Origin of the sequence: Streptomyces sp. NPDC006544, assembly GCF_040611715.1 — a bacterium.
Classification (GTDB): Bacteria; Actinomycetota; Actinomycetes; order Streptomycetales; family Streptomycetaceae; genus Streptomyces.
Genome location: NZ_JBEXOV010000003.1, coordinates 155,894 through 174,126, shown reverse-complemented (window position 1 = coordinate 174,126; position 18,233 = coordinate 155,894). Strand labels below are relative to the sequence as shown.

Below are 18,233 nucleotides of genomic sequence, written 5' to 3'. Positions count from 1 at the left end.
CACGGAAGGGTACTCCGCGCGCACGGCCCCCTGCAGCCCGATGCGTCCCCCGTGCGAACCGGCGGCCCGCCACGCCGTCTGACCTTCGACCCATTATCCGATGCGCGCATCATCTGACCTCCCCATTGTCCCCTGAGCCTCCTATCAGCTGTCCGGGTCACCCGGTAGGACCCTCTCAAGTCCCCGCGTGAGAGCCCTCTTTCGGGGAAGATCTGGCAGTGACGCGGTCCATGCCGGATCACCCCGACGCAGAACGGAAGAGTCGTTATCTATGCAGGTCTGGCCGGGACAGGCTTATCCGCTCGGCGCCACGTACGACGGCGCCGGCACCAACTTCGCGGTCTATTCGGAAGCCGCCCGACGCATCGAGCTGTGTCTGCTCCATGACGACGGGTCGGAGACCGCCGTAGAGCTGCGGGAGACCGACGCCTTCGTCCGACACGCTTATCTGCCCGGCGTCATGCCAGGTCAGCGCTACGGATTTCGGGTGCACGGCCCCTACGAGCCCGAGCGCGGCCTTCGCTGCAACGCGGCGAAGCTGCTGCTGGACCCCTACGCGCGGGCCGTCGCCGGCAGCGTCGAGTGGGGCGAGGAGGTGTACGGCTACCACTTCGGCCGCCCCGATTCCCGCAACGACCTGGACTCGGCCCCCAAGAGCATGAGTTCGGTGGTGGTGAACCCCTACTTCGACTGGGCCGACGACCGGCCGCCCCGACACGAGTACCACCACACCGTGCTCTACGAGGCCCACGTCAAGGGCCTGACCATGCGTCATCCGGACCTCCCCGAGGAGCTGCGCGGCACGTACGGGGCGCTCGCGCACCCGGCGGTCATCGGGCACCTCACCAAGCTCGGCGTGACGGCGCTCGAACTGATGCCCGTCCATCAGTTCGTCAACGACCACCGGCTGGTGGACGACGGGCTGAGCAACTACTGGGGCTACAACACCATCGGCTTCTTCGCCCCGCACAACGGCTACGCCTCGGGCGACCGCGGCCAGCAGGTGCTGGAGTTCAAGTCGGCCGTACGGGCGCTGCACGAGGCCGGCATCGAGGTGATCCTCGACGTGGTCTACAACCACACCGCCGAGGGCAACCACCTGGGCCCGACGCTGTCCTTCCGCGGGCTGGACAACGCCTCGTACTACCGGCTGGCGGACGACCCCCGGCACTACATGGACACCACGGGCACCGGGAACTCGCTGCTGATGCGCTCCCCGCACGTCCTCCAGCTGATCATGGACTCCTTGCGCTACTGGGTCACCGAGATGCACGTGGACGGCTTCCGCTTCGACCTCGCGGCCACGCTGGCCCGTCAGTTCCACGAGGTGGACCGGCTGTCCTCGTTCTTCGACCTGGTCCAGCAGGATCCGGTGGTCAGCCAGGTCAAGCTGATCGCGGAGCCCTGGGACCTGGGCGAAGGCGGCTACCAGGTGGGCAACTTCCCGCCGCTGTGGACCGAGTGGAACGGCAAGTACCGTGACACCGTGCGGGACCTGTGGCGCGGGCAGCCGCGTACGCTCGCGGAGTTCGCGGGCCGGCTGACGGGATCCTCCGACCTCTACCAGGACGACGGGCGCCGCCCGCTGGCCTCCATCAACTTCGCCACCTGCCACGACGGTTTCACCCTGAACGACCTGGTCTCGTACAACGAGAAGCACAACGAGGCCAACCGCGAGGGGAACCGGGACGGCGAGACCCACAACCGGTCGTGGAACTGCGGGGTGGAGGGGCCGACCGAGGACCCGGAGATCGGGGAGCTGCGCGAACGCCAGATGCGCAACTTCATCGCCACGCTGATGCTTTCGCAGGGCGTGCCGATGCTCAGCCACGGCGACGAGTTCGCGCGCACCCAGGGCGGCAACAACAACGCCTACTGCCAGGACAACGACCTGGCGTGGGTGGCGTGGCCGGAGCCCGGCAAACCGGCTCCCGCGCTGCTGGAGTTCACCCGCCAGATGGTGTGGCTGCGGCGCGAGCACCCGGTGTTCCGGCGACGCCGGTTCTTCCACGGCCGCCCCGTGGAGGGGACGCACGACGACCTGTCCGACATCGCCTGGTTCACCCCGCACGGCGAGGCGATGCGGGCCCGCGACTGGCAGGCGCAGCAGGCGCGGGCGCTGACCGTGTTCCTCAACGGGGAGGCGATCTCCGAGCCGGGCACCCGCGGGGAGCGGATCACCGACGACTCGTTCCTGCTGATGTTCAACGCGGGCGCGGAGACGCAGGACTTCACCGTCCCGGCCGGGCACGGCGCGCAGTGGCGCCTGGTCGTGGACACGGCACGGGCGGACGTACTGGCACCCGGTACCGGGCCGCAGTACGCGGCCGGGGACCGGGTGACGCTGCCGGGGCGGAGTCTGGCGGTGCTTCAGCGCCCGGCGTAGGCGCCGCCCGGGAGGGTGTCCGCGGGGGTGGCCGGGGCGGGCGCCTCCCGGGCGCGGGTACGGGCGGCCGGTACGCGGGTGACGAGGGCGAGGGCCAGGCACAGGGCGGCCGCCCCCACGGCCACCGCGAAGGCCGCGGCGGGCCCGTACCACTCGGCGAGCCGCCCCGACACGGCGAGCGAGGCTGCCTGCCCGGCGACGAGCGAGCTGGCCGCGAAGGCCATCGACTCGGCGAGCCGGCAGGGCTCGACCGCGCGCTCGGTGAGCGCGAAGGCGGTGATCAGGTGGGGGGCGTAGGCGGCCCCGAGCACGGTGACGACCGCGTACAGCGGCCACAGGGTGTCGGTGAGGAGCAGCGGCAGGGAGAGCACGAACGCGGCGGCCGTGGCCACCCGCCAGCGCAGCCGCAGCCCGAAGCGGGCGGGCAGCGCACCGAGCGAGAGCCCGACGGCGGCACTGACCACGCCCATGGCCGCGTAGACGATGCCGGCCTGGCCGGGGACGCCCAGCTGGGCGGTGAGGGCGGCGATCCCGGCCTGGCAGGCGCCGAACATGGCGCCCTGGAGGGCGAGGGAGCCGCGCACGGCGTACACGACGCGGGGCGGGCGGAGCCGGGAGCGCTCCTTCTCCTCGCGGACCCGCGCGGACACCCCGGCCGTGACGGCGGCGGTCGGGTGGAGCGCGTAGAGGGTTCCGAACACGGCGACGAGGCCGGCCGCGCCGCCGAGGGCGACGGCCGGGTGCAGGACGAGGGTGGCGAGGCCGACGAGGGCCGGCCCGAAGACGAAGGAGACCTCGTCCAGGGTTCCTTCGAGGGAGTGGACGGCGCCCACGACGCTCTCGTCGGCCTCGGCGCGGTGGGCCAGGGCCACGGAGCGGGTCCGGGCGAGCGGACCGATCAGCGGCACGGAGGCGCCGGTGACGGCGCCGATCGCGGCGAGCGGGAGGGTGGCGAGGTCCGCGAGGGCCCCGGCGACCAGAGCGGCGGTCGCGACGGCATTGACCGCGGCGGCGCCGAGGACGACGGGACGCTGTCCGTGGCGGTCGGCGAGCCGTCCGAGAACGGGCCCGAAGACCACCTGTCCGGCGGAGAGCGTGCCGCCGACCGCACCGGCGGCGGCGAGGGAACCGCTGGTCTGCGCGACGAGCAGAACGCTTCCGAACTGCGACATCGCGACGGGCAGTCGGGCGAGGAAGGAGATGATCGGGAGAAGGGGCCCGGTCAGGGCGATGACGTGACGATAGGTGTTGACGGTTCCGGACACCTGCGTCACGTTAACCCGGCGCAGTCACCCGGATGCATTGGGTCATGGCACGGAATCCGGCATCCTGGGTACGTACGTTCTCATGAGCCAGCCCGCGTACACAGGCGTTGAATTCGACTCGCCGCAATCCGATGCTCCGCCCGCCGCCACCCCGACGGCGACCTACCGACTACAGCTGCGCCCCGAGTTCACCTTCACGGACGCCCGCGCAGTGGTGCCCTACCTCGCCTCGCTCGGCGTGTCGCACCTCCACCTCTCCCCGGTGCTGGAGGCCGTACCCGGATCGAGCCACGGGTACGACGTCACCGACCACACCCGGGTGCGGGCCGAGCTCGGCGGGGAGGGCGGACTGCGGGAGCTGGCCGCCACCGCCCGCGCGCACGGCCTCGCCCTCGTCCTCGACATCGTCCCCAACCACATGGCGGTGCCGGCGCCCCTCCGGCTGAACCGGCCGCTGTGGGAGGTGGCCCGGGAAGGGCCGGAATCCCCGTACGCACACTGGTTCGACATCGACTGGGAGGCGGGCGGCGGGAAGCTGCTGCTGCCGGTGCTCGGCGAGCCGCTGGATCCGGGAGGGCTCAAGGTCGACGGGCGGGGCGAGCGGGCCGTCCTGCGGATCGGGGAGCTGGAGTTCCCGCTGCGCCGGGGCACGGCCGAGCTGGAGCCGGCGGCGCTGCTCGCCGCCCAGTGGTACCGGCCGGCGTACTGGCGGGAGGCCAGGACCCGCCTCAACTACCGCCGCTTCTTCACCATTTCGGAACTGATCGGGGTCCGCGTCGAGGATCCCGGCGTCTTCGACGCCACCCACTCCAAGGTGCTGGAGCTGGTCCGGGACGGGGTGGTCGCGGGCCTTCGGATCGACCACGTCGACGGGCTCGCGGACCCGGAGGGCTATCTGCGCAGGCTGCGGGAGGCCGTCGGCGGCGGCTGCTGGGTGGTGGTCGAGAAGATCCTGGCCCGCCACGAGCGGCTGCCGGACGCCTGGCCGGTGGCCGGGACCACCGGCTACGACGCGCTGCACCGGGTGGACGGGGTACTCACCGACCCGGCCGGGGCCGAGCAACTCGCCGAGGCCTTCGGGGAGGCGACCGGACAGCCGTCGTGGACGGTGACCGCCGGCGCGGGCGCGCGGGAGGTCCTGACCGGGGACCTCGCCGCCGAGCTGGCGACGCTCGAGCGGCTGGCCGGACCGGAACGGGCACCCGCCGTGCGGGAACTCCTGATCGCCTACCCCGTCTACCGGCCCTACCCGGGCGAGCGGGAGCTGGCGCCCGGGGCGCTGGCGGCGGCCACCGCGCGTTGCGGGGCGGCCGCGGTGGCCGGCGTACGGGACCTCGTGCTCCTCGATCCCGTCTTCGCGGCCCGCTTCGCCCAGACGTCCGCCGCGCTCCGCGCCAAGTCCCTCGAGGACAGGGCGTTCTACCGGTACGCCCCGCTGTTGTCGGCGACCGAGGTGGGCGGGGACCCCGGGAGCCCGGCGGTCACGCCGGCCGAGTTCCACGCGTACTGCGCCGAACTGGACCGGCGCTGGCCCGCGTCCGGGACGGTGCTGACCACGCACGACACGAAGCGCAGCGCGGACGTCCGGGCCCGGATCTCGGTACTGTCGCAGGAACCGGGACTCAGGCCGCCCACGGCGGCCGGGGCGGAGGCGGCGGACGCGCCGGAGAGGCCCGAGCCGTCGGAGAGGCCGGATCCCCAACTCGCCTGGGTGGCGTGGCAGACGGCGCTGGGCCTCGGTGACGACGGCCCGGAGCGCGCCAAGCGGCTGGAGCAGGCCCTGCTGAAGGCGGTCCGCGAGGCCGCCCTGCACACGAGCTGGACCGAGCAGGACGCGGCGTACGAGGCCACGCTCGCGCGGTACGTGCCCGCCGCGGCCCCGGAGCTGCCCGCGGCGCTGGAGGCGGCGGCGCGGGCGAACGTGCTCGGCGCGGCGCTGCTGCACCTGGCGATGCCCGGGGTGCCGGAGATCTACCAGGGCTCCGAGACGGAGTACCGGGCCCTGGTGGATCCCGACAACCGGCGCCCCGCCGACTTCCCCGGGGCGGCCCTGGCCCGGCTGGACGCGGGTGCCGTGCCGCACGGCACGGCGGAGGAGAAGCTCGCCCTCACCGCGACGCTGCTCCGGCTGCGCCGGAGGCGGCCCGACCTGTTCACCGGCTACGCACCGGTGGCGGCACGGGGCCCGGCGGCGGACCACTGCGTGGCCTTCACCCGCTCCCCCGCCCTGCTGGCGGTGGCCACCCGGCTGTCCCACCGCCTGTCCCTGTCGGGCGGCTGGGGCGACACGGTCCTGCCCCTGCCCCCGGGCCGCTGGCGCCCCCTCCTCCACGCGGCCACCCCCCTGACGGGCGAAGCCCGCCTGTCCGAGCTCCTGGGCCCGACGCGTCCCGTGGCCGTCCTCCGGCGCGAGGAGTAGCGGGGCCCACCGCCTGCGCACCGCCACGATCCGTTGCCCCGGCGGCCGTGGCGGTGCGCGGTGTGCGGTGCGCGGTGCGCCGGGAGCCCTGACACACGCACCGTACGGGCCGGCGGGGCGCTCCGCGAGAACGGAGAATCGTCGTGGAAATATCTATCCGCGGAAGGTGCGTAAAGCGGGTTGCTGACCCCCAGTCAGAGCCATAAGATGACCCGTCTCTGCATGCGTCGGCACGATAAGTGCGGCAAGGGGCGGTCAGTGCACTCTCTTAACTCCAAAATCCTCAACCGCATGTGGGAACGCGCGGACCAAAGCAGGCAGGATTCGGATACCGCATATTTCCATGACCTCATGCTGCTGGGCGAGCTCGTCATAAAATTGACCATGTCCGCCCTGCTCGCGGGCGTCGAGAACGACCGAGACCGACAGCGGTACAAAATTGCCTACCAACTCGTCCGAGCGGACGGCATCGGCGAATGGTCGAGGGCGCTCAGCGAGGTACTCACCGGACCGGCCAGCGCCCATATCGTGAGCGCCGCCCGCCCCTACGCCCGCGAGTTCACCGAAAACTTCCCGCAAGGTCACCCGTCATGGCAGCGGGTGGCCATCGACGCCCTGAGCCAGGCCGGTCAGGTCATCGACTCCGACCTCGAGGCCGCTCCGCGCAAAGCCAACCTGCAGTGGTGGGTGAAGAGCTTCGCAACGCTCCGGAACAGGACGCGGGGCCACGGCGCGATCACGACGTCGAAATGCTCTGCGTCCGCCCCTCACCTCCAGCAGGCCATCCTTTCCGTCATCACGGGATCCTCGATCTTCTCGGCCCCATGGGTCTACCTCCACCGCAACCTTTCCGGAAAGTACCGGGTTACCGCGATCGGGGGTGACGCGTCGGAGTTCTCCTATCTGAAATCGGAGAAGGAGCACACGTACGACGACGGCGCCTACATTGCCTTCGATTCCGAACTGAAGCCGCTCCCTCTCGTCGGGAGCGACGTCGACGCCCTGGACTTCTTCGTCGCCAACGGCGGCTACCGAGAGGGTTCGGCTCCGACGTTCGAAATGCTTTCCTACATATCGGACGTGAGGATCAGGCGGGACGCCGCGGACTTCCAGACCCCTCCGGAAGCGCTGCCGGCCAGCGAAACCGAGGGCCTGCCGAACCTCGACGTCCAAGGCCAGTCCTTCGCGAACGTTCCCCCCAGCCTCGCCGAATACGTAAGGAGGCCGGACCTCGAGGAAGAGGTCATCGGCCTCCTGAAGGACGACCGGCACCCCGTCGTCACCTTGGTGGGCCGCGGAGGGATCGGAAAGACGTCCTTGGCGCTCGAGGTGCTGCACCGCCTCGCTCAGGACGGCGACTACTTCGCCATCCTGTGGTTCAGTGCGCGCGACATCGACCTGCTCGCCACCGGCCCCAAGCCGGTTCGGCCCGCGGTCCTCTCCAAGGAGGACATCGCCAAGCAGTTCGTGTCGCTGATGAACCCGGCCGAGTCGCAGGTCAAGGGGTTCAAACCGGCGGAGTACCTGGCCGCGAGCCTGGCCGAGCGGGACGAGGACAAGAGGCTCCTCCTCGTGTTCGACAACTTCGAGACGGCGTCGCACCCGCTGGAGCTGTACCAGTTCATCGATTCGTGCGTGCGCTGCCCGAACAAGGTACTGATCACCACGCGCATGCGGGACTTCAAGGCCGACTTCCCGGTAGAGATCCGAGGGCTCAAGCGGGGCGAGTTCGAGGACCTGGTGATGACGACGTCACGAAAGCTCGGGATCGAGAGCTTGATGACGCTCAGCTACATCGACTCGCTGTACGAGGAAACGGACGGACATCCCTACTTCGCCAAGATCCTGCTGGGAGACACGAAGCGCGAAGGGCGGGCGGTGCCCGTCAAGCGCCTCTTCCTCAACAAGGAGGACTCCCTCCGCGCTCTCTTCGAGCGGTCCTACGGAGTCCTCACCCCGGCCGCGCAGCGGGTCTTCCTGACCCTGGCCAACTGGCGTTCGCTCGTTCCCCGTCTCGCACTGGAGGCAGCCCTCATCAGGCCGCAGAACGAGTCCATCGACGTGGACGACGCACTGGACCAGCTGGAACGCTACTCGATGATCGAAGTCATCACGGACGACGGCGGGGACGAGTTCATCAGAACCCCCATGACGGCCACCGTCTTCGGTCAGAGCAAACTCAAGGTGAGTCCCTTCCGGCCGCTGGTCATCGCCGACACCGAACTCATCCAGCAGTTCGGCCCCATGCAGGCGACGGACGTGGCGAAGGGAATGGGTCCCCGAGTGGAGCGGATGGTCCGCGTCATCGCCTCCAGAAGGCTGTCCGGCCAGGACTACAGGACGCAGATGAGAGCACTCGAGTACGTGGCCGAGCGCTACGCCGCGGCCTGGCTGAGGATCGCCGATTTCTACCTCGAGAGCCCCGGCGACGAGGACTTGGGCGAGGCGCGCCGAAGCATCGAGCGGTTCCTGGAGAAGAACAGTGACGATCTCGACGGATGGCGCAAGCTCATCGAGATCAACCGGCGACTGGGCGACGTTTCCCAGGAGCTGAACGCACGCATCAATCTGGCAGAGGTTCCGGGAGCCGAGTACTCCGAGATCGCGAACGCCGCCAGCTGCTTCGCGTACGCCCAGAAGAACCAGGCCCTCGGTCTGGACCCGGATTCCAAGAGCATGATCATCGCCAGTATCGTGCGCCTCATGGAGGCTCGGATCGGCGAAGCCACTCCCACGGAATTGAGCAGGCTCGCCTGGCTGTACATCGCCTCGAAGGACACGACACGCGCGGCCGAAGTGGTCCGGATGGGGCTCGAGCGCGAGCCCACCAATCCTCATCTCTCGAAGCTGGACCAAAGACTGAGCGATGGGCCGGAGGCCGTGTGAACACGGGGCACGGACAACGCCCCCGAGGGGCTCCGGCCCCTCGGGGACCGGCCTTCGGCGGCGCACGCCGAAGGGGTTCACACCCTTCGGCACGTGGTGGTTCCGGGCTCCGGAGGCGGGGACGACCACGCAGCGGCAGCAAGGACGCCTAGCCCGTCCCCGCCACGGGAAAGGGATCAGCTGTGACCCTCATCCGTGACATCTGCTACCCCACTCCCCACGAACTCGCCCTCGCCGCCCGCGCGCTCGCCGACGAGCACCCCGACCGCGTCCGGCTCCGCCAGGCCGGCACCTCCCGGGCGGGGGAGCCGCTCTGGGTGCTCTCCGTAGGGTCCCCGGCAAGGGCGACGACAACGGCAACGACCCAGGCAGAGGCTGAGGCCCGGGCCGAGGCCGAGTCGGGGACGGGAACGGCGGCGGCGGGGACGGCGGCCGGGGCGGGGGGAGCCGCGCCCAACGTGCTCGTCGTCGCCGGCGCACACGCCAACGAGCCCGTCGGCGGTGCCACCGCCCTCGCACTCGCCCGGCGCCTGGTCCGCGTACCCGCCGCCGGAACCACCTGGCACTTCCTGCTCTGCGCCGACCCCGACGGCGCGGCCCTGCACCGCACGCCCCGCCCCCGCTCGCTCCTCGACTACCACCGGAACTTCTTCCGTCCGCCCGGACCCGAGCAGCCCGAGTGGGCGCCGTCCTTACTGCCCCCGGACCGTCTCCCCCCGGAGACCCTCGCCCTCACCCGCCTCATCGACGAGCTGCGCCCCGCCCTCCAGGTCTCCCTGCACGGCACCGATCTCGGCGGCTCCTGGGTGCAGCTCACCCGGGACATACCGGGCCTCGCCGAGCCCTTCGGGAAGTCGGCCGCCGACCTGCGCATCCCGGTGGAGACGAGCGCCTCCGACGCGTCCGGCTGGCCCTCCCCCGGTGCGGGGATCTTCGTGATGCCCGACCCGGACCACCCGGACGACCCGGACCACCCGGACGGTCCGGACGGTCCGGACGGTCCGGCTGCCGCGAACACCGGGGACGCCGGGGACGCCCCGGCGAACCCTCCCGAGGACACCCGTCTCAGCACCTGGTACCGCACCCACCGCCACGCCGGTACGACCGCGATCGTCGAAGTCCCCATGTGGGCCTCGGACCTGGTGGGCGACCCGGCCCCGCACCCCGACCCGCGCGGCGCCCTGCGCATGCTCGCCGGCCGCCTCACCTCCGACGCCGCGCAGGTGGCCGCGTTGCGGAAGGCCGCGGCGGGCGGTACGGATCCGGCCGCCGACACCCTGCTGCGCGCGGTGGACTGGACGCTCGCGCTGATCCCCCGCATCGCCCTCGAGTGGACGGGCTCCGGGGCCCCCGCCGAGGCGACGGCCGCGTACGTCGGCAGCATCGACGCCTTCGGCCGCCGGCTCTCGCTGCGCCCCGCCGCGATGCTCCTGCGGGTGCTGCGCGCCCAGAGCCACCCGGCGGCGCCGGCCGTGGACCGGCTGGTCACGGGGTGGTGCGAGGAGTTCGCGGCCCGCTTCCAGGCCCGCTGGGTCCCGGTGGCCACGCAGGTGGAGCACCAGTCGCGGGTGGTCCTGGCGGCCTACGAGCGTCTCGTGGCGGCCGGCCGGTGACCGCCCGGCCGGCGGTCGCCCGGCCGGGCCCCGCCGTTCTGTTCGGCGGCCGTCACCAGCGTGTACCGGAGCTTCGGCAGGCTCGTCGCGCCGAGCCGGTCGTAGAACCGGATCGCGCCTTCGTTCCAGTCGGGCGTCTGCCACTCCACGTGGCCCAGGCCCAGCTCGGCGGCCAGGTCGCGCACGCCGTCCATCAGGGCGGCGCCGAGGCCGTGGCCCCGGGCCTCCTCGGCGAGGTAGAGACAGTCCATGTGGAGGTAGTCGCGGGCTTCCCAGAAGGAGAACTGCGCCGAGCAGGCGGCGTACCCGGCGACCTCGCCGTCCGGGGTCTCGGCCAGCAGCACCCACAGCCGGGTCGCCTCGGCGAACAGCAGCGGGCCGAGCCGGTCGGCGAGGTCGGCCGGCCGGGGCTCGGACTTCTCGTACACCATGTGCTCGCGCATTAGTTCGATCAACCGGGACAGGTCCCCGGGGCGCGCGGGTCGTACGACGGATGGGGCGGCTGCTCCGGTCTCCGGGGCCGCCGCGGCGGAAACGTGCTCCATGCGTGTCATGGACGCCATCCTCCGGGCCGGGCCCGTGCGCCCTCCACCCGGGTCCCGGGCCGTCGGGCCGGGATCGCGGAGACGTGCAGATGCCGCCGCCCGGCGGACCCGGCGGACCTTCCGGTCACAGCGCTAGGTGGCCGACAGCCGGAACGACATCCGGCCGAAACCGATCTGGTCCCCGTCCCGGACCAGGGCGGAGCCGGTCACGCGGCGCCCGTTCACGGTCGTGCCGTTCGTGGAGCCGAGGTCCGTGACCACCCACACCCCGTCCCTCATGCTCAGTTCCGCGTGCGCCCGGGAGACCGTCTCGTGGCTGAGCCGCAGCCCGTTGCCCGGATCGCGGCCGATCCGCAGCGGCTGGGCGCTGGGGTGCGGGAGGAGCAGTTTGGGCAGCTTCTCCGCGGCCCAGGCCCGCCGGACGCCGACCGACACCGCCGAGGCCCGCCCCACCAAGCCGAACAGACGGCGGGTCCACGGGTTTTCGGCGCCGTGCCGTCCCTCGAGGTCGGCGGTGAGCGCCGCCAGGTCCTCGGAACGGCGCGCGACGAGGGCGAGTTCCATGCGGCGCAGGAAGGTGTCGTGCGACAGCTTGCCGAGGGCCGCGCCCTCCCTGAGCTGGCCCAGCGCCCTGTCCCGCTCGGCGTCGGACAGGCGCGGAACGGGGTAGGCGGGGAACTCGAAACTGGACGTCACAGGGTGATTGTCGGCCCGCCGGGGGCAGAGTGTCCAGAACTCCCCGGCCGCGCCGGGGATGATGGCCCGGACACGCAGGTTGGGGTACCGCCGCGAGACGAGGGGACCGTCCGTGAAGTTCGAGGTGTGGGCACCGCTGACAGGTCTGACGGGCCGGGTCGAGCTGAGGCTCGACGAGACCGCGTACGAGATGACGCGCGATCCGGACCGGGAGGGCTGGTGGGTCGTGGACGCCCCGGCCTCCGACGGCTCGCGGTACGGGTTCGTGCTCGCCGCGGACACGGGCCGGGACCCCGGTGACGCCCCCGGAGGCGGCCACGACGCCGACCACGACGGCGGCCCGCGGGAAGGCTCGGCCGGCGCCCCGGGACCCGTACGGCCCGACCCCCGCGGCCGCCGCCTGCCCGACGGCCCGGACGGCCTCTCGGCGGTGGTCGACTTCGAGGCGCTGGCGCCCGAAACCCCCGTCCGGGCTCCCCGCACGGCCCTCCAGGACGCCGTCCTGTACGAGCTGCACATCGGGACCTTCACCCCCGAGGGCACCTTCGACGCGGCCGTCGGCCGCCTCCCCCACCTCACCGCCCTCGGCGTCACCCACGTCGAGCTGATGCCGGTCTGTTCCTTCCCCGGCCGCCACGGCTGGGGGTACGACGGGGTGGCGCCCTGGGCCGTGCACGAGCCGTACGGGGGCCCGGCCGGGCTGGCCCGGTTCGTGGAGGCGGCGCACGCCGCCGGGCTCGGAGTGGTGCTGGACGTGGTCCACAACCACCTCGGCCCGTCCGGGAACCACCTCCCCGCCTTCGGGCCGTACTTCACCGACACCCACCACACCCCCTGGGGGGCGGCGGTGAACCTGGACGCGCCGGGCTCCGACGAGGTCCGCGCGTACTTCCTCGGCAGCGCCCTCGCCTGGCTGCGCGACTACCGGATCGACGGACTGCGGCTGGACGCCGTGCACGCGCTCGCCGACGGCCGGGCGCTCACCTTCCTGGAGGAACTGGCCGCGGCCGTCGACGGGCTGGCCGCCGAGACCGGCCGGCCGCTGTTCCTGATCGCCGAGTCCGACCAGTGCGATCCGCGCACCACCACCCCCCGCGTGGCCGGCGGCATCGGTCTGCACGCACAGTGGAACGACGACTTCCACCACGCGCTGCACTGCGCGGTGACCGGTGAATCGCAGGCGTACTACGCCGACTTCGCCGAGGCCCCGCTCGGCGCCCTCACCAAGACCATGACCCGGGCCTTCTTCCACGACGGGACCTGGTCCTCCTTCCGGGGCCGCCACCACGGCCGCCCGCTGGACCGCGGCCGCACCCCCGCGCACCGCTTCCTCGGCTACACCCAGACGCACGACCAGATCGGCAACCGGGCCCTGGGCGACCGGCTCGGCGCCTCCCTCTCCCCCGGACTGCTCGCGTGCGCGGCGGCGGTGGCACTGACCGGTCCGTTCGTACCGATGCTGTTCATGGGCGAGGAGTGGGGCGCGGGCACTCCCTGGCAGTACTTCACCGACCACCCCGATCCCGAGCTCGCCGAGGCCGTCCGGGCGGGCCGGCGCCGCGAGTTCGCGGAGCACGGCTGGAAGCCCGAGGAGATCCCCGATCCCCAGGACCCCGCGACCCGGGACCGCTCCTGCCTCGACTGGGCCGAGCCCGGCCGGGAGCCGCACGCCCGCCTGCTGGACTGGTACCGCACCCTGATCACGCTCCGCCGGACCCACTCCGACCTGCGCGATCCCGATCTGGCGGCGATCCGCACCGCCCACGACGAGGAGCGCCGCTGGCTGACCTTCCGCCGCGGCGACATCCGCGTGGTGGTGAACCTCGCCGGCGAGCCGACCACGGTCGCGCTGGGCCGCAACGGCGCCCGGGTGCTGGCCTCCTGGATCCCCGTCGCGCATCCGGACGCCGACGGGCGGGTCCACGTACCGGCGGAGTCGGTGGTGATCCTCGGCTCCTGAGGGCCGCCGCCCGCCGCCGGGTCCCGGGGTCCGGGGCCCGGCGGCCCGGAGGCCAGGGGTCCTACTCGACGATCGCCATCTCCCGGGAGGCGTTGTTGAAGCTGCGGCAGCCGTTCGCCGTGACCGTGATGATGTCCTCGATGCGGACGCCGAACCGCCCGGGCAGGTAGATGCCCGGCTCCACGGAGAAGCACATGCCGGGAACGAGGGGCTGCTCCTCGCCCTCGATCATGTAGGGCGGTTCGTGCGTGGTCACCCCGATGCCGTGGCCCGTGCGGTGGATGAACTGCTCGCCGTAGCCGAACTCGGTGATCACCGCGCGGGCCGCCCGGTCCACGTCCTGGCACGCGGCGCCCGCCCGGGCCGCCGCCACGCCCGCCAACTGGGCTTCGCGGACGATGTCGTGGACCCGCTGCTCCTCCTCCGTGGGCTCGCCGACGTGGACGGTGCGGGAGATGTCCGAGCCGTAGCCGTCCTTGAGCCCGCCGAAGTCGAGGACGACCATGTCTCCGTGCCGGATGACGCGATCGCCGGCCTCGTGGTGCGGGTTGGCTCCGTTGGGACCGGAGCCGACGACGGTGAAGTCGACCTGGGAGTGGCCGTGGACGCGCAGCAGCGCGGCCAGGTCCGCCGCGACGTCGCTCTCCCGGCGGCCGGCGAAGGGAACGTGCAGGATCTGCGCGTACGCGGCGTCCGCGGCCTCTCCGGCGGCCGCGAGCCGGGCCAGCTCGCGCTCGTCCTTGACCGCCCGCAGCATGGGCAGTCCGTCGGACAGCGAGACGTACGAGGTCGTCGGCAACTCCCTCTGCAGGCCCAGCAGGTGCAGCGCCCAGGTGTTGTCGCTGACCCCGAAGCGGCCGGCCACGTCGAGCAGCGGGGAGGCGGCGGCGTACGGGCTCTTCCCGTCGGTCCAGTCGCGCAGGGACAGCGCCCCCGCGCCGGGCGCCTTCGCCGCGTCGGGGGCCTCCAGCGCGGGGACGACGAGCACGGGCTCCTGACCGGCGGCGAGGACGAGCAGGGTCATCCGCTCGGTGTCGACGGGCCGGTAGCCGGTGAGGTGGGTGAGGTCGGGCCCGGGGGAGATCAGCAGGCCGGCCAGGCCCGCGTCGGCGGCGGCCTGCGCGGCCGCGGCCATCCGGGCGGCGTAGTCGGCGGCCGTGAAGGGATCGGTGTCGTGGGCCCGGTCGTGGGCGCGGTCGTGGGCGCCGTCGCGAGCGGGCGCGTGAACGGCGTCGTGATCGGAATCGTGGTCCATACGGGGATCCTGCCGTGAGCCGCGCGCGGAGGGCAGGGGCCGCGCCGATCCGGGGCCCCGGCACGGACGCCGTCTCCCGGGCCGGCCCGGCGGTGTCGCCCGAAAGGCGTCGCGGGAGGACCGCGCTGATCGGCTATGCTGTGCATGCACATCGACCGGGTGGTTCCGCCGCCCGTCGTGGTGGGTGTAGCTCAGTTGGTAGAGCACCTGGTTGTGGTCCAGGTGGCCGCGGGTTCAAGTCCCGTCACTCACCCTGTTGATCCCGTAGGGGGTACGAGGTTTCCTCGTACCCCCTACGGGTTTTTCCTTCTCCCCGCCTTCACCCCACGGCCCGCGCCGCCGTGCCGGGCGTCACGCGTCCTGGCAGGATCGGCGCCATGAAGAGCGACATCCGGGTCGCGCTCGCCGTCTCCCTCGGCATCGCCGGCGCCCCGGCGCTGCTCCTGGCCGTCCTCCTGGCGGCCGCGGTGTTCGGGGGCACGGTGTGGCTGTGGCCCCGGTTGGCCGGGCGCGGGGCGCGGGCGGTGCTGGGGCGGGCCGGGCTGCAACTGGCGATCACCCTGACCATGGGTGTGCCGCTGCTGCTCGCGGTGAACTCCTCGTACGGCTTCTACGGCTCCTGGCGCGACCTGCGGTCCTCGCGCCTCGGCGGGCCGGAGCCGACGGGCACGGACCCGTCGGGGCGGGACGGGCTGCTGGTGCGGGGCACGCACTCCTGGCGGTACGAGGGCTCGGACGACCCGGCGGTGGTTGGCCGGGTCGAGGCGGTCACGGTGCGCGGGGCGCGCAGCGGGCTGACGGCGCAGGCGTACGTGTACCTCCCGCCCCAGTACCTGCGGGCCACGGCCCGGCGGCGGGAGGAGTTCCCGGTGGTGCTGGTCATGAGCGGGTTCCCGAGTACGACGCGGGTGCTGCTCGACCTGTTCCGCTACCCGCGGCTGGCGCTGGACACGGTGCGGGCGGGCAGGATGCGGCCGTCGGTCCTGGTGCTGACGTCTCCGACGGTCGCTCCCCCCAGGGACACGCAGTGCGTGGACGTGCCGGGCGGGCCCCGGGTGGAGACCTTCTTCGCCCGGGACCTGCGGGCGGCGGTGGCCTCGCACTACGGGCTCACGCGCGACGCCCGCGGGTGGGGCGTGATGGGCCTCTCGGTGGGCGGGTACTGCGCGCTGAAGCTGGCCCTGCGCACGCCGGACGCCTACCGGGCGGCCGCCGGGCTGTCGGCCTCCTACGAGGCGGCGAAGGACGCGGCCACGGGCGACCTGTTCGGGGGCGACCCGCTCTACCGGCGGGAGAACGACCTGCTGTGGCGGCTGCGGAACCGGCCGCAGCCGCCGGTGTCCCTCCTGGTGGCGAGCGGCCCGGCGGACGGGCACCGGTACCCGCGGACGCAGGAGTTCATCGAGGCCGTGCGGCCGCCCGCCCGGGTGTCGTCGATCCTCCTGGACCGCGGTGCCCGCGGCGAGACCTGGTCCCGTGCGGTGCCGGCGGCACTGGAGTGGCTGGTGGGCCGCCTGAGCCCGCCCTGAGCCCCGGTGCACGCGCCGGACCCCGCTCGCCGCACTCCCCGGGCGGGCGGGCGGGCGGGACGGTCCGGGCCGACGGGGTCAGCGGGTGCGCAGGAAGGCCTCCACCTCGGTGGCGAAGGCGACCGGAGCCTCGTGCGGCGGGTAGTGGCCGGCGCCCGGAAGCGGCTGGACGCGGCAGTCCGGGTACCAGACCTGCCAGGTGGCCCGCATGACGTCGGCGGTGATCGCGAGGTCGTAGGCGCCGACGAGTACGAGCACCGGGACGGTGCTGCCCTTCACGGCGGCGGACAGGTCGAGCGGCTGCCAGCTCGCGAGGTAGGCGGCGAAGGCCTCCGGCCGGGACACGGCGAGGGAGTGCTCGACCATCCGGTCCAGCCAGTACGGGCTCGCGCGGCGGCCGGTGACGAGGTCGAGGATGGCGCGGCGGTTCCCCGCGTCCTCGGCCGCGCCGTAGAAGAGGGCGCGGGTGGGTTCGTCCATCGCGTACGGGCCGGCGGGGACGGGGTTGATCCCGATCAGCTTCTCGACGCGCTCGGGGGCTCGGACGAGGACCTGCTGCACGGCCTTGCCGCCCATGGAGTGACCGAGGAGGGAGAAGGTGTCCCAGCCCAGTTCGTCGGCGAGCGCGAGGACGTCGTCGGCGATCTCGGCGAGGTCGTAGCGGCCGGTGACGTCGCGGCGGTCGCCGTAGCCCCGGTAGTCCAGGAAGGCATAGGAGAACTCACGGGGGTCCAGGTGGTCCAGTACGGACCCCCAGTTGGCGGAGGTGCCGAACCAGTCGTGCAGGACGACGACCCGGACGGGCCCGGTGCCGATCCTGCGGTGGGCCATGGCCATGCGTTCTCCCTCGGTGACGCGGGCGGAAGGAACTGCCGCCGTACGTTCTGCCCACCGGCCCTACGATCACACCGTGAAACCGACACCGTCCGTTGCCGTGCGGTGCGTCCGGGTCCGCGACGGGGAAAACCGTGACGCCCACCCGTACCACCCGTCGCGCTACGAGATCACCGATGCGGGCGAGCTCGCGGAGGTCCTTGCCGTCTGGCCCGCCGAGCGGGTGCCCGAGCGGGCCCCCGAGCCGGGTTCGCAGCCCCACCCCGACGTCGATTTCACCTGCTGCGAGGGCGAGCCCGATCCGTTCGACCACCCGGCCGACCCCGCGATCCGCGGCGTCCCGCCGCACCGGCCCGGACCGCTGGCCCGGCTCCTCGATCCGGGCGCGGCCGGGGGGATCCCGGCCCGGCACCGGGCCCGGTGGGCGGCCGACGCCCCGGAGCCGCTGCGCGCCTACGCGCGGGCCCTGGCCCTCGGCGGGGATCCGGCGCCGCCGGCTCGGATCCCGCTGTCCTCGGCCTTCTCCTGGCAGGGCGCCGTACGCGCGACCCCCACGGACGCGGCCTCGCTCCTCGCGGAGCTGGCCCCTCGGCGCCTGCTCGTGGGCGCCGCCACCCAGGACCTGGCGTGGGCGGTCCGGGAGACCGACCGCGACGGACTCGGCGCGGCCGTACGGTTCTTCGCGAGCGAGGAGTTCACCACCCGCCACCCCAAGCGCCGCCGCGTCCCGGACACGGCCCGTGACCTCCTGCTCCGGCACGCCCGCAGCCACCGCCCGCAGGACCTCGCGATCCTGGAACGTCGGCTGCTGCGCGTACCGGACGACCGCGTCAGACGGTCTTGAT

Annotated in this window: 12 protein-coding genes and 1 tRNA gene; 8 read left to right on the top strand and 5 right to left on the bottom strand. The window is 72.8% G+C overall.

Annotated features, from left to right (window positions below; genetic code table 11):
* Nucleotides 1-271: 271 nt before the first annotated feature.
* Nucleotides 272-2,386 (top strand): glycogen debranching protein GlgX, encoded by a 2,115-nt coding sequence (glgX, locus tag ABZY44_RS02675; RefSeq protein WP_356649724.1) that lies wholly within the window; start codon nt 272-274, stop codon nt 2,384-2,386.
* On the opposite strand, the gene ABZY44_RS02670 is transcribed toward glgX, so the two are convergent.
* Entirely contained in the window at nt 2,371-3,651 is a 1,281-nt protein-coding gene (locus ABZY44_RS02670; protein WP_356649723.1) for an MFS transporter, read from the bottom strand. The two genes, glgX and ABZY44_RS02670, sit on opposite strands and share 16 nt — an antisense overlap.
* Before the next feature lie 82 nt (nt 3,652-3,733).
* Here ABZY44_RS02670 and treY point away from each other — a divergent pair, with 82 nt between their 5' ends.
* The 3 genes from treY (at nt 3,734) to ABZY44_RS02655 (ending at nt 10,569) form a co-directional block, all read left to right on the top strand.
* A complete protein-coding gene (treY, locus tag ABZY44_RS02665) occupies nt 3,734-6,070 on the top strand; it encodes a malto-oligosyltrehalose synthase (protein WP_356649722.1) in 2,337 nt (778 codons plus the stop codon).
* A gap of 351 nt (nt 6,071-6,421) precedes the next feature.
* On the top strand, nt 6,422-8,956 hold the full coding sequence (locus ABZY44_RS02660) for an NB-ARC domain-containing protein (protein WP_356649721.1): 2,535 nt from the start codon (nt 6,422-6,424) through the stop codon (nt 8,954-8,956).
* 182 nt (nt 8,957-9,138) lie between these two features.
* Nucleotides 9,139-10,569: a M14 family zinc carboxypeptidase gene (locus tag ABZY44_RS02655; protein ID WP_356649720.1), complete on the top strand. Its 1,431-nt coding sequence runs from the start codon at nt 9,139-9,141 to the stop codon at nt 10,567-10,569.
* Here ABZY44_RS02655 and ABZY44_RS02650 read toward each other — a convergent pair.
* A complete protein-coding gene (locus tag ABZY44_RS02650; protein ID WP_356649719.1) occupies nt 10,539-11,123 on the bottom strand; it encodes a GNAT family N-acetyltransferase in 585 nt (194 codons plus the stop codon). The two genes, ABZY44_RS02655 and ABZY44_RS02650, sit on opposite strands and share 31 nt — an antisense overlap.
* A gap of 123 nt (nt 11,124-11,246) precedes the next feature.
* Nucleotides 11,247-11,810, bottom strand: coding sequence for a DUF1707 and FHA domain-containing protein (locus tag ABZY44_RS02645; RefSeq protein WP_356649718.1), 564 nt, complete (start codon nt 11,808-11,810; stop codon nt 11,247-11,249).
* Nucleotides 11,811-11,922: 112 nt separating this feature from the next.
* Here ABZY44_RS02645 and treZ point away from each other — a divergent pair, with 112 nt between their 5' ends.
* Nucleotides 11,923-13,770, top strand: a complete 1,848-nt coding sequence (gene treZ / locus ABZY44_RS02640) for a malto-oligosyltrehalose trehalohydrolase (protein ID WP_356649717.1) — start codon at nt 11,923-11,925, stop codon at nt 13,768-13,770.
* Nucleotides 13,771-13,831: 61 nt separating this feature from the next.
* On the opposite strand, the gene ABZY44_RS02635 is transcribed toward treZ, so the two are convergent.
* Nucleotides 13,832-14,905 (bottom strand): aminopeptidase P family protein, encoded by a 1,074-nt coding sequence (locus tag ABZY44_RS02635; protein WP_356649745.1) that lies wholly within the window; start codon nt 14,903-14,905, stop codon nt 13,832-13,834.
* Nucleotides 14,906-15,205: 300 nt separating this feature from the next.
* On the opposite strand from ABZY44_RS02635, the gene ABZY44_RS02630 reads away from it, so the two are divergent.
* Together ABZY44_RS02630 and ABZY44_RS02625 are read left to right on the top strand one after the other, a co-directional pair.
* Nucleotides 15,206-15,278 (top strand) — tRNA-His (locus ABZY44_RS02630).
* A gap of 124 nt (nt 15,279-15,402) precedes the next feature.
* Nucleotides 15,403-16,554, top strand: a complete 1,152-nt coding sequence (locus ABZY44_RS02625; protein ID WP_356649716.1) for an alpha/beta hydrolase-fold protein — start codon at nt 15,403-15,405, stop codon at nt 16,552-16,554.
* A 78-nt stretch (nt 16,555-16,632) separates the two neighbouring features.
* On the opposite strand, the gene ABZY44_RS02620 is transcribed toward ABZY44_RS02625, so the two are convergent.
* Entirely contained in the window at nt 16,633-17,391 is a 759-nt protein-coding gene (locus tag ABZY44_RS02620) for an alpha/beta hydrolase (protein ID WP_356649715.1), read from the bottom strand.
* 73 nt (nt 17,392-17,464) lie between these two features.
* Here ABZY44_RS02620 and ABZY44_RS02615 point away from each other — a divergent pair, with 73 nt between their 5' ends.
* Nucleotides 17,465-18,232 carry a hypothetical protein gene (locus ABZY44_RS02615; RefSeq protein ID WP_356649714.1) on the top strand — a complete coding sequence of 256 codons (768 nt, stop codon included), beginning with the start codon at nt 17,465-17,467 and terminating at the stop codon, nt 18,230-18,232.
* Nucleotide 18,233 lies beyond the last annotated feature (1 nt).